This is a genomic window from Neobacillus niacini NBRC 15566 (assembly GCF_001591505.1).
In the GTDB taxonomy this organism is placed as follows: Bacteria; Bacillota; Bacilli; order Bacillales; family Cytobacillaceae; genus Neobacillus; species Neobacillus niacini.
The window spans coordinates 42,276-53,858 of record NZ_BCVA01000020.1; the positions used below are offsets into that span (position 1 = coordinate 42,276).

An 11,583-nucleotide genomic window follows, 5' to 3' on the forward strand; every position below is an offset into this window, starting at 1 on the left:
CTATGTACCTAATAATTCTAGGTAGGTGAGAAAATGTTTAATCGTGAATTGGTAAAGGGAAGTACATCCTTAATTTTGCTCCAATTGCTAATTGAAAGGGATATGTATGGTTATGAATTGGTTAAAGAATTAGAACAGCGAAGTGATAATGGCTTAAGCGTTAAAGAAGGTACATTATATCCGGCATTACACAAGCTTGAAAAACAAGAGTACATAGCATGTTATTGGCAGGAGCAGGAGAAGGGGCCTGCACGTAAATATTACAAGATTACGAATGCAGGAAGAGAAGTCTTAAATGAAAAAACCCGTGAATGGCAGGCTTTTGTAAAGGTGATGAACAAGGTAATAGGGAGACCAAAACATGGAACGGCCGAAGAATAAGTTTCTAGAAGAACTAGATAACCAGCTTGGAAACCATGAAGATAAGAAAAGTATTCTACTGGAATATGAAACACATATTGAAGAAATACTGCTTGAATCTTATGAATGTAGTGATGAAAATGAGCTGAGCGAACGTATTATTTCGAGGTTGGGTAGTCCTCGTGAAATCGCAGTCATGTGGAAACAGGAACTTTCTGTTACTCCGAGTAATATGAAATGGCTTTTTATTTTTATGAATATTCTTTTTTTTGGGGGAGGCAGCCTATTAACTCTTTTTCATAATCTTTTTCAATGGAATTGGCTTTCTGTCATTTGGAGTCAGTTAACAGCGATCCCCACCTTAATTGCCTTGATTTATATGTTCTTTTGGGCGTTGCTTGGCTACGAAATTGGGAAAGGATTTGGCCACGGAGGAAGGAACTTGTTAAAAAAGACTTTTTTACTTTCATTAATACCAAATCTGATATTAATGATTTTAACTGTATTTGAAATTATTCCCCACGCTTGGTTTGAACCATTATTAACAAAAACGTTTATTATTGCTTGTATCATTTTTACCATCCTGCTATATCCGATTAGTTGGTTAGGATATCGATGGGGGAGAAAGGCTTCGATATGAGCAGCTTTTTTTTACCTATATACATAGAAAAACTATGTATATAGAATTTCTATGAGGAGGTATTAGGTCAATGGAATTGAAATTTGGTAAGACTGATTGGTTCTTTTTAGTCATGTGTATGGTGGTGGGAATTATTGCGGAAGAATCATTCTTTCGAGCTGAGATCGGGATATCTTATTTGGTGTTTTTGACCGCTTTTTACGCGTTGTTTTTTTACCGATTTAGACGATTTTCTTATTCTCACCAGCGGTTCGGATATCTTGTTCTCATCTGTATATGGCTGCTAGCAGGAGGATATTTTATTAACGATAATATTTACTTTTATGCTTTGAATATCTTAGTGATTCCAGGACTTGTATTATTTCATCTTGTCGTGATTACAAGCCAAAAAAGTATATATTGGAACAAACCAGCCTTTATTACTTATATTTTCTCAAAGTTGACTGCTGCTTTAAAATATAATTTCTTTTTCGCTTCATTTATTGGGAGGTTTTTGAAACAAGGTATAGAGGAAAGCAAGTTTCAAGTATGGAAAAAAGTCGGTATTGGCATTCTGATTTCCGTACCGGTCTTGTTTGTAGTTTTAATGTTACTAATGTCAGCAGATACACAGTTTGAAAGAATGATGGGGGACATTCCACAGTGGTTTGAGGTGCTTGACGGTGAAATTATAGGTAGAATATTTGTTGTTTTGTTCTTTACCTTTGCCTTCTTTAGCTTCTTACAAACTCTTATCCAAAAACAAATCAATGCTGTTATTCAAAATGCTGATAAACAATGGTTTAAACTAGATGCCATTATGACGAGTACGTTCCTCGTATTGATAAATGCTGTATATGTTCTCTTTACTGTTGTCCAATTTAAATACTTCTTTAGTGGGACATTGCTTGGGGATTTCACTTATGCGGAATATGCTAGAAAAGGTTTTTTCGAACTATTATTTGTAACGCTCATTAACCTTACGATTACAATTCTCGTTTTAACCTTTGCCGATAGGTCGGCCGGTTTTATAAAGAGATTTATGCAAGTTATGCTTACTACCCTTGTTTTTGCCAGTGCCGTGCTGTTGAGTTCAGCTTTCTTGCGGTTAGGCATGTATGAAGAAGCCTATGGCTTTACTTTTATCAGGGTTATGGCCCACTCGTTTATGATTTTTCTTGCTGTCATATTTATGTATACATTCATTAAAATTTGGATCGAAAAACTGTCCTTGTTTCACTTTTATTTTATTAGTGGCTTGCTTTATTACACCCTGATGAACGTCATTAATGTTGAGCAAATTATCGTAACAAAGAACATTGAACGCTACGAACAAAGTGGGAAGATTGATATTCATTATCTAAATAGTTTATCTTCCACAGGCATCCTCGGGTTAATCCAGTTATATGAAAAAAATCCTCAGCTACCGGACTTAGGAAATATTTTGTTTGATAGGAAAAACGAAGCAAATCTGAACAATATCCCATGGCAATCCTATAACCTAAAAAGTATGCAGGCAAATGAGGAACTAAAAAAATTACATTTGGAATAAAGGTTATCAATTGATTTAGTCGAAATTAAAAGAGTATAAAAATTTTTTTGAGGAGAAATGCATGATGAATCGCAAAGATGTATTACTCGAACAATTCCTTTGTTGTCAAAAAAAGAGCCATTGGTTTGTTTCGTTTGAAAAAGCAGTGGCCGGATTAACTCCTGAGCAGGCCCTTTGGAAAAAGTCTGATTGTGAGAATTCTATTTGGGAAATTATTAGTCATTTGTTTTTTTGGAATCAACGGTTCTTGAACCGTTTTAAAAACAGTGAAAACCCTAAAATGGAAGGTAATAATGATAGCACTTTTAGCTATTTAAAAGATTATGAATGGGAGCAAGTCTTACAACAATTTAATCAGGTAATGACTGATTGGATAGAAACGCTTCAGAAAAGTGAAGATACAAAGTTTGATGAATACATTAGCGAACAATCGAAGGAAACATGGTTAGAATCATTATCGAGTATCACACTTCATAACGCTTATCATATCGGGCAAATCGTTACTATTCGTAAAATGCAAGGTTCATGGAGGAAAGAACAAGGGTTAAGCTAAATAAGTAGAGTCCGTTTTAGCTTACTTTTTATTCTAAATCTCCCAAATTGTCATTTTTGAAAGAACATATAAATATACAAGATATAGAGGATAATGCTAAATCTTTCGAATTAGGAGGTTACGAATGAGGGTTTTAATCATCGGTGCAACAGGAACAATTGGAAGTGCAGTAAAGAGGGAATTAGAAACTAGCCATGAAATTATTACGGCCGGACGAAATAATACAAACATCTTTGTTGATCTTTCCAATCCAGAAAGTATTACTAGTATGTTTGAATCGGCAGGGAAAATAGATGCGGTAGTTTGTACAGCAGGTAATTCATACTTTGGACCATTTCAGGATTTAACACCTGAAAAAAATGAGATAACTATTTTAAGTAAATTAAAAGGGCAAATCAACTTGGTCCTGCTTGGTATTAATCATGTGAATAATGGTGGAAGTTTTACGTTAACAACTGGGATATTAATGGATGACCCTATTGTCGGGGGGACCTCATCAGCCATGGCAAATGGAGCAATTCAAGGATTTGTAAAGTCATCAGCTATTGAGCTGCCTCGTGGTGTTCGAATTAACAACGTAAGTCCCACTGTATTGAAAGAGTCGATAGAAAAGTATGGCCCGTATTTTCCTGGCTTCAATCCTGTGCCAGCAAGCAGAGTAGCATTAGCTTATCGAAAAAGTGTTGAAGGAAATCAAACTGGGCAAACATATACTGTTTATTAGTAATTATTTTTAAGGGAATCTAAAGGATTTCCTTTTTTTAATCTAAATTATTTGTAAAATAGTACTTTTTACAAAGGTTTGCAGGATATTTTCCTATATTTGGTAATAGTCTAGTATTTTATTACCTATCTATTTTTCGAATATTTTGGTAATATCTGTTTTTAGAGAGGCTAAATAATTTTAAAAACACTCTAAAAGAAAGGGTTGTTTCGGTGAAAGGTTTATATCCAGCCCCATGTCAAAGCGAAAAGCATTTAACACAATTGGCCTCGGTTGGCCAAATTGCAGCAGGGATTGCCCATGAAGTTCGTAATCCATTAACCGCTGTTAAAGGGTTTTTGCAATTACTAGAGCATGAAAGTAATCCTGAGTACATTAACATAGCTCAGTTTGAATTAGAAAATGCGTTAACAACACTGAATGATCTTCTTCAAGTTTCTAAACCAGACCAGGAAGACGAGCAGCCACAATCTTTTCTAATTGCAGTTGAATTGGAATCTACCTTAAATTTATTTCAAGATAAAATATATGATATTCATATAAATACAAGTTATTATGATACAAATACTCCGATTTATGGTAAAAAAAGTCAGTTTAAAAAGGCAATCTTCAATCTAATAAAAAATGCTTTGGAATCCATGAGTGATTCTGGTTCCTTAATGATCAGCCATTTCGCTGAGGGAAATGAAGTAGTGGTGTGTATAGAAGATACGGGGGTTGGAATCCCTAATGAAAAATTATCCTTATTGGGTACCCCGTTTTTTTCAACTAAGGACCTCGGTACAGGGATGGGGTTAACCCAAGTGTTTTCTACTATATACCAGCATGGCGGCAGAATAAATGTCGAAAGTGAAGTAAATCAAGGAACAAAATTTACCTTAAGAATACCTGTGAGAAATGACCCTAAAAATAGAGGTGTAAAAAAGTTGAATTTAACCTATGAGGAAACGTTATCTATAAAGGAATATTTTCTTGCAAATAAAGATATTTTTGAGGATAGACTACTAGAAGAAGCTATAAATGTGAAGGATAAGATTGATGAAATACATAGAATTGGTAATATCAATCTATTAAGCAATGCCCATAAACTCGTGTTATTGATTGTAGACGAAAGGGAACATGAATTAATCTCTTTCGCAAAGCAGGAAGGAATGGCGTGGGCTAAATATTCATTAACCATTGCTTTTAAATTGGAATGGATACAAGCGATCAGACGAACAGTGTGGGATTTTCTCTATAATTTTGACATTAATAAAAATAACGATCATTCTTCAGAGTTTTATTTCACATTGGAAAAAAACATCAATCGACAATTTGATCAATTTTTGAATTCATTTTTTATCCAATATAGCAGGTACAAGGATGAATTGTTAGATGCTCAGAGAAAACTTGTAGAGAATCTTTCTGTACCGATTATTCCAATTTCACGCGATATCAGCATTCTCCCGTTAATCGGTTCAATTGATGGGTTTAGAGCTAGTACGATTGAAGATAAATTAATCGCGGATATAGGTCATTCACATATTCATACGTTAATATTAGATCTTTCCGGTGCAGTAGTGATGGAAATTGAAGTCATCCAGCATCTTGTTCGCATTATTAATGGTGTCTCCATGATGGGCTGTAAGACGGTTATAACTGGACTACGGCCGGAAATTGTAAAGCTCGTTATTAACTCCGGGATTTCTTTTGAGCACGTTGCTGAGTTAAAGGGAACCTTACAGGTGGCCATTTCTGATTACCTTGGGGAAAAAAACCTCTAAAAAGTGGGAGAAGGGCAATGAATTCTGCCCTTTTCCTTTTGTACTTGTAAATTTAATCACCATTGAAAATATCAAAAATTCCTCTTGCGATGCTGCCTTCATCTTTCCCGCCGCCACGGTGTGGGGCAGCTGCAAAGACACGACTAGCTAATCTGCTAAATGGCAGGGACTGAATCCAAACTGAACCAGGACCTCTTAGTGTCGCGAAAAATAAACCTTCGCCTCCGAAAAGCGCAGTCTTAACGCCTTTCACCATTTCGATATTATAATCGACTTCACTGGTCATAGCTACTAAGCAGCCGGTGTCCACTCTTAAGGTCTGACCAGGAAGGAGTTCTTTTTTGGTAATAGTTCCACCGGCATGAACAAAAGCTAGTCCATCGCCTTCAAGCTTTTGCATAATAAAGCCTTCACCGCCGAAGAATCCAGCACCAATTTTCCGTTGAAATTCAATTCCAACCGTAACCCCTTTGGCAGCCGCGAGAAAGGCGTCCTTTTGGCAAATAATCTTGCCGCCGAGTTCACTTAGGTCCATTGGTATGATTTTACCAGGATATGGAGAGGCAAAGGATACGTGTTTTTTACCATGACCTTGATTGGTAAAGGCAGTCATGAATAAGCTTTCTCCAGTAATAACCCGCTTACCCGCACTAAATAATTTACCCATCAAGCCGCCGCTAGAATTGCCAGATCCATCTCCAAAAATCGTTTCCATATGTATGTCATCTTCCATCATCATGAAGCTTCCTGCTTCGGCAATAACCGTCTCTTGAGGATCGAGTTCTACTTCTACGAACTGCATATCATCGCCATAAATTTTGTAATCAATTTCATGGTTATTCATGCTAATATCCCTCCTAATTCTTTATAAATCTATTTTAATAGAAATAGGAAAAAAGTGCTAATTTTACCAAAAACAAATAAAAAAGACGTCTGCATATAGCAAGACGTCTTTTTGCGTATTGAGGCGAAAAACCACACTCCACATAGTGCGCTCCATAAAGGAATGTTTCTCGACTTACACAACTCAGCTCATCGCTCAATTAATATAGCACAAAAGGTGCGGACAACGCAACTGGAAAATTATTTAAAACAAAAATCTTGATTATTATTTGGTATTCCTATATATTCAAATAATCAGATATACAAATTTAAAATGATAAGAAGGGTTCGTATGTTTAGTGACAAAAGATTCCATCAATATTCCTTAAGTAATGTACCAAAAGATGTCCTGTCAGGACTTATTGTCGGTGTAATTGCGATACCTCTTGGAATGGCTTTCGCAATTGCTTCAGGGGTGAAACCGGAATATGGAATCTACACCACAATTGTTGCCGGGATTCTCATATCCCTTTTTGGAGGATCAAAGTATCAAATTGGCGGTCCAACAGGTGCATTTATCCCTATCCTATTTGGAATTGTCATGACGTACGGATATGAAAATCTGTTAATAGCAGGTTTCTTAGCGGGGATCATGTTGCTCCTAATGGGAATCTTTAAACTTGGATCGTTAATTAAGTTCATTCCAAGACCAGTAACAATTGGATTTACAACAGGAATAGCTATCACCATTTTTACCGGGCAGATTGCTAGTTTCTTAGGGTTGACAGGTATTAAGAAACATGAAGAATTTATTAATAATTTAAAAGAAATTATTATCCACTTGGACAGTATTAACCTTTTAAGTATTTTAACGGCAGTCATTTGTTTAGCAACGATTATTTTGACTCCAAAAATTGCTCCAAAGGTTCCAGGACCATTAATTGGCTTAGTGGTTTCAACAATGATCGCAACTCTGTTCTTTCCCAATCAGGTAGCAACGATTGGAACAGCTTATGGGGAAATTCCTAGTACTTTGCCAAAACTGCATATACCTGATTTAAGCGTAGAGATGATTATTACCCTTATAAAGCCAGCGTTTGTGATTGCCATGCTCGGTGGGATAGAATCTTTGCTGTCAGCCGTTGTCGCAGATGGAATGACAAACAGCAAGCATAACAGTAACAAGGAACTAATTGGTCAGGGGATTGCCAATATGGTTACTCCGCTGTTTGGAGGTATTCCAGCAACAGGTGCCATTGCTAGAACCGCTACTAATATAAAAAATGGCGCGGTTTCGCCGTTGTCTGGTATTATTCATGGGGTAGTCGTTTTACTCGTGTTACTGTTTTTTGCTCCATTTGCCTCATATATACCGCTGGCAAGCATGGCACCTATATTAATGGTGGTTGCATGGAATATGAGTGAGAGGAAAGTATTTGCCTATATTTTAAAAACAAAATCTACTGATTCATTGGTATTAGTTGTTACCTTTTTATTAACGGTTTTTGTTAATTTAACAACGGCAGTGGAAGTCGGATTGGTGATGGCTGCGGTTCTATTTACAATGAGAATGAGCAATCTAATGACTACTGCAAAGGCATTGCCAAACTTGCAGCATAAACATGCAAAGGTCGAGCCGCAGATTGTATCAGAATCACATGATTGTCCTCAGATAAGTATCTATAATGTAGAAGGTCCATTATTTTTTGGAGCTGCCCAGACGTTTGAAACATCCATTATGAATACCATTAACTACCGGCCTAAGATTCTGTTATTGCGGATGAGCAGGGTTCCATTTATGGATACAACGGGAGAGGCCAATTTGGCTAGTATTGTGTCCCATTTTTCAAAAAATGGTATAGTTATCATATCTGGAATTAATGAACAACCAAAAAATGTTTTGGTAAGTACCGGCTTATATGAAGTTATTGGTCAGGAACATTTCTTTGCACACACAGGTGACGCTATTCAATTTGCATTATCACAGCTGGAGCAAAATAAATGTCTTGGTTGTAAACACTTCGCCTTTAAAGAATGTAAGAAGCTTTCGGCTTCCGAAGTTATGGATAGCAGCAAACAGAAGCTCTCGGCTACTTACTAGATGAAATGAGGAAGTGAATCGATTGAATCTTGAAATGCAGCAATTTAAGGCGGAATTTTTCAAAGCCCTTGCACATCCTTTGAGAATCCGCATATTAGAACTGTTAGCTGAAGGGGATAAAAATGTTAATGAAATTCAAACCTTGGTTGGCAGTGAAGGCTCTGCTGTTTCTCAGCAGTTAACAGTTTTAAGAGCAAAAAACATTGTCACTGGCACAAAGGAAGGGAATAAAGTCATTTATACGCTTAAAGACCCCATGATCGTTGAATTACTAGCAGTGGCTCGTCAGATTTTTAATAATCATTTAGTTGACACGATTACGATTTTAGATAAGTTTAGAGACGAAGATGAAGAAGTAATGACTATGCCGAAGAAATAATATTCTTCGGCTTTTTTACGTTTAACTCTAGGTTAATGATGTTTTCGTAATTATCAATTAATTGTAATAATTAACCCAACATTTTCCTTGTTTCTTATATTACGATAAAGGTGTAATCAAATTTAAGAAAATTTAGGAAGTGATCAAATGATTTACGACTTGGTACTGCTGCATCCGCCAACCGTTTATGACTTCAGAAAAAAAATGCTATTTACCGGTCCAATCAGCGATGTCGTTCCATCATCACCTGTATTTGAAATGTATCCAATTGGGTTGACTAGTATTGGTGATTATTTAGAAAGATTTGGATTGAAGGTGAAGATCGTCAATATTGCAAATCGGATGTTGTTAAATCCTAATTTTAATGTTGAAAAGAAAATACGAAATATTAAAGCAAAAGCATTTGGAATTGATCTACATTGGCTTCCGCATGCACATGGAAGTGTGGAATTAGCTAAAATCATTAAGAAATATCACCCAGATATACCTGTTATGTTCGGGGGATTATCTAGCACCTATTTCCATAAGGAATTAATTGAATATCCTTGTATCGATTTTGTGGTTCGTGGTGACACCACTGAAAAAATAATACTCATGCTACTCAATAAGCTCGAGAAAAAGGATGTATCGGGATTTGCAGGTATACCTAATCTAACCTGGAAGCGGAAAAATCAATATTATTATAATGAGCTTACCTATGTACCGGACAGTCTTGATGAGTTTAATTTACCCGGATACCGCTACATCATAGGTTCTGTCTTTAAGTACTTTAATCTACTAGATCCACTGCCTTATAAAGGGTGGATTCAGTATCCGAATACAGCCATCTTAACCTCAAAGGGATGTACCTATAACTGTTTAATCTGCGGGGGGTCTAAGGACGCATATGAGTTAAACTGTAATCGAAAAAAGCTGGTAATGCGGTCGCCAAAGAGAATGCTTGAAGATATTGCCTTGATTCAAAGGTTTACACGGGCACCTATTTTTCTATTGAACGATATAAGGCAGGGTGGTAAGGAGTACGTTGATGAATTCCTTGATGGTTTAGCAAACATGAAGCTGAAGAATGAGATTGTGTTTGAATTGTTTAATTACGCGGATGAGAAATTTTTTGAAAGATTAAATAAGGCCATACCTAAGTATAGTATTGAGCTTACACTTGAATCTGAGGATGAGGACATTCGCAGATATAATGGAAAACTGCCATGTACAAATGCTAAGGTGATAGAAATGCTCCAATATGCATTAAAGCATGGCTGTGCGAAAATTGACTTGTTTTTCATGACAGGGATCCCTAATCAAAGTTATGAAAGTGCGATGAGAAATGTCGAATTTTGTGAAAATATTCACAAAGTATGCGGCGAGGATTCTCGAATATCTTATTTTGTCGCGCCACTTTCACCATTCCTAGATCCGGGCAGTCCTGCCTTTGAAAATCCAGAGAAATATGGTTATAAGAAATTTTGCCATAAACTTGAAGATTTCCGTGCAGCTATGCAGCAGCCATCCTGGAAAAATATGCTTAGCTATGAAACAAATAGTATGACGAGAGAGGAAATCGTAAAAGCAACCTATGATTCTGCCCTTAAGTTAAATGAATTTAAATGCAAGAATCATATTATTTCAAAAGATGTTCATGATGAGGTGAGGCTGAAAATTGAAAAGTCTGTAGAGTTTCTTAACAGACTTGACGCGATTGAGCAGTTACCTAATGCTGAAAAACAAAAACAACTTGCCATTATTAAGGATGAAGTAGAAAAAATCAACCGTCACAGTATTTGCGGTGAAAATGAACTGAAATGGGAGGTTAAAAAGCTGTTTGCAAATTTCCCATCGCTAACTTACATTGGCTTAGAATTACTCATTAAAGACATCGCCAAAGACATTAAATGTAAAATTGGCAAGATTGATAGAAATCAAGTTATGGTCACGAATTCGAGCGGTAATCATCACGAAAAGTAAGCTGAGAATTTGGTTGTAAATGCCTTACAAACCCCGAATTTTGTAGGCTTTTGTCTATAATACTTTATTGACTGAACAGCTAAAAAATGTTAAATTTTAGTCAGCCGTTGCACGAGATTAGATTTATGTTACAAAGCTTGTTCAAGTTTTAACTGAAGTTTGGATAAGAAAGTGGAAGTAAAGCTATCACGTTGTAATTTGGTGAATTTTACACATGGCTTGATCTAAGCCAATAGGAGGATTTTTTCACATGAAAAACGGTAAAGTAAAATGGTTTAACTCTGAAAAAGGTTTCGGATTCATCGAAGCTGAAGACGGTAACGACGTATTCGTTCACTATTCTGCTATCCAAACAGAAGGTTTCAAAACTCTAGAAGAAGGTCAAGAAGTATCTTTCGAAGTTGTTGAAGGTGCTCGTGGACCACAAGCTGCTAACGTAACTAAAAAGTAATACATGAAGCCAATGATTTAACAGCCCGACCAAAGAGTCGGGCTGTTTTTTGCGTTATAAATTAGGCTGTGTTAAAGGAAACTACTGATTTAAGAACCTGTTGATTGAGCGGAAGGCGCTCGACTCCTGCGGGATGTACGAGCTGAGTGAGACCCCGCGGGTCGGTAACGGCTGAGGAGGCTCACGGGCGAGCCCGCGGAAAGCGTAGCGCCTGTAGCGGAAATCAACAGCCTAGTCTAACACAGCTAAAATTAAAATCCTCCACCCAGTATTACCTGTTATTTCTACGTTTTCCAA

Annotated in this window: 11 protein-coding genes; 10 read left to right on the forward strand and 1 reads right to left on the reverse strand. The window is 36.6% G+C overall.

Annotation, left to right across the window (positions count from 1 at the left end):
• Window positions 1-33 precede the first annotated feature (33 nt).
• The 6 genes from BANA01_RS15535 to BANA01_RS15560 all read left to right on the forward strand — a co-directional run bounded on the left by BANA01_RS15535 (window position 34) and on the right by BANA01_RS15560 (window position 5,571).
• Window positions 34-381: a PadR family transcriptional regulator gene (locus BANA01_RS15535; protein ID WP_034673883.1), complete on the forward strand. Its 348-nt coding sequence runs from the start codon at window positions 34-36 to the stop codon at window positions 379-381.
• Window positions 362-1,000, forward strand: coding sequence for an HAAS signaling domain-containing protein (locus BANA01_RS15540; protein ID WP_034673880.1), 639 nt, complete (start codon window positions 362-364; stop codon window positions 998-1,000). The genes BANA01_RS15535 and BANA01_RS15540 overlap by 20 nt, the downstream gene beginning before the upstream one ends.
• 70 nt (window positions 1,001-1,070) lie before the next feature.
• Window positions 1,071-2,531: a DUF4153 domain-containing protein gene (locus BANA01_RS15545; RefSeq protein ID WP_034673878.1), complete on the forward strand. Its 1,461-nt coding sequence runs from the start codon at window positions 1,071-1,073 to the stop codon at window positions 2,529-2,531.
• Between the two features lie 61 nt (window positions 2,532-2,592).
• Complete coding sequence (locus BANA01_RS15550) at window positions 2,593-3,084, forward strand: DinB family protein (RefSeq protein ID WP_082799545.1); 492 nt, start codon at window positions 2,593-2,595, stop codon at window positions 3,082-3,084.
• 124 nt (window positions 3,085-3,208) lie between these two features.
• The gene (locus BANA01_RS15555; protein ID WP_034673875.1) at window positions 3,209-3,808 is read left to right on the forward strand and encodes a short chain dehydrogenase; all 600 of its coding nucleotides are present in this window, start codon (window positions 3,209-3,211) and stop codon (window positions 3,806-3,808) included.
• Window positions 3,809-4,020: 212 nt separating this feature from the next.
• Window positions 4,021-5,571 (forward strand): ATP-binding protein, encoded by a 1,551-nt coding sequence (locus tag BANA01_RS15560; RefSeq protein ID WP_063253719.1) that lies wholly within the window; start codon window positions 4,021-4,023, stop codon window positions 5,569-5,571.
• A gap of 52 nt (window positions 5,572-5,623) precedes the next feature.
• Here the strand turns inward: BANA01_RS15560 and BANA01_RS15565 are convergent, their stop codons facing one another.
• A complete protein-coding gene (locus BANA01_RS15565) occupies window positions 5,624-6,415 on the reverse strand; it encodes a TIGR00266 family protein (protein ID WP_034673888.1) in 792 nt (263 codons plus the stop codon).
• Window positions 6,416-6,745: 330 nt separating this feature from the next.
• On the opposite strand from BANA01_RS15565, the gene BANA01_RS15570 reads away from it, so the two are divergent.
• The 4 genes from BANA01_RS15570 to BANA01_RS15585 all read left to right on the forward strand — a co-directional run bounded on the left by BANA01_RS15570 (window position 6,746) and on the right by BANA01_RS15585 (window position 11,286).
• Window positions 6,746-8,494: a SulP family inorganic anion transporter gene (locus BANA01_RS15570; RefSeq protein ID WP_082799546.1), complete on the forward strand. Its 1,749-nt coding sequence runs from the start codon at window positions 6,746-6,748 to the stop codon at window positions 8,492-8,494.
• A 22-nt stretch (window positions 8,495-8,516) separates the two neighbouring features.
• Window positions 8,517-8,873 carry an ArsR/SmtB family transcription factor gene (locus BANA01_RS15575; protein ID WP_063253720.1) on the forward strand — a complete coding sequence of 119 codons (357 nt, stop codon included), beginning with the start codon at window positions 8,517-8,519 and terminating at the stop codon, window positions 8,871-8,873.
• Window positions 8,874-9,020: 147 nt separating this feature from the next.
• Window positions 9,021-10,835 (forward strand): TIGR04190 family B12-binding domain/radical SAM domain protein, encoded by a 1,815-nt coding sequence (locus tag BANA01_RS15580; protein ID WP_063253721.1) that lies wholly within the window; start codon window positions 9,021-9,023, stop codon window positions 10,833-10,835.
• Window positions 10,836-11,085: 250 nt separating this feature from the next.
• Window positions 11,086-11,286: a cold-shock protein gene (locus BANA01_RS15585; RefSeq protein WP_007083969.1), complete on the forward strand. Its 201-nt coding sequence runs from the start codon at window positions 11,086-11,088 to the stop codon at window positions 11,284-11,286.
• Window positions 11,287-11,583 lie beyond the last annotated feature (297 nt).

Bases quoted from the DNA above. Each gene is read 5' to 3' on its own strand.
- BANA01_RS15535 (WP_034673883.1), top strand. From the start codon at position 34: ATGTTTAATCGTGAATTGGTAAAGGGAAGTACATCCTTAATTTTGCTC.
- BANA01_RS15565 (WP_034673888.1), bottom strand. From the start codon at position 6,415: ATGAATAACCATGAAATTGATTACAAAATTTATGGCGATGATATGCAG.
- BANA01_RS15550 (WP_082799545.1), top strand. From the start codon at position 2,593: ATGATGAATCGCAAAGATGTATTACTCGAACAATTCCTTTGTTGTCAA.
- BANA01_RS15540 (WP_034673880.1), top strand. From the start codon at position 362: ATGGAACGGCCGAAGAATAAGTTTCTAGAAGAACTAGATAACCAGCTT.
- BANA01_RS15545 (WP_034673878.1), top strand. From the start codon at position 1,071: ATGGAATTGAAATTTGGTAAGACTGATTGGTTCTTTTTAGTCATGTGT.
- BANA01_RS15570 (WP_082799546.1), top strand. From the start codon at position 6,746: ATGTTTAGTGACAAAAGATTCCATCAATATTCCTTAAGTAATGTACCA.
- BANA01_RS15555 (WP_034673875.1), top strand. From the start codon at position 3,209: ATGAGGGTTTTAATCATCGGTGCAACAGGAACAATTGGAAGTGCAGTA.
- BANA01_RS15580 (WP_063253721.1), top strand. From the start codon at position 9,021: ATGATTTACGACTTGGTACTGCTGCATCCGCCAACCGTTTATGACTTC.
- BANA01_RS15585 (WP_007083969.1), top strand. From the start codon at position 11,086: ATGAAAAACGGTAAAGTAAAATGGTTTAACTCTGAAAAAGGTTTCGGA.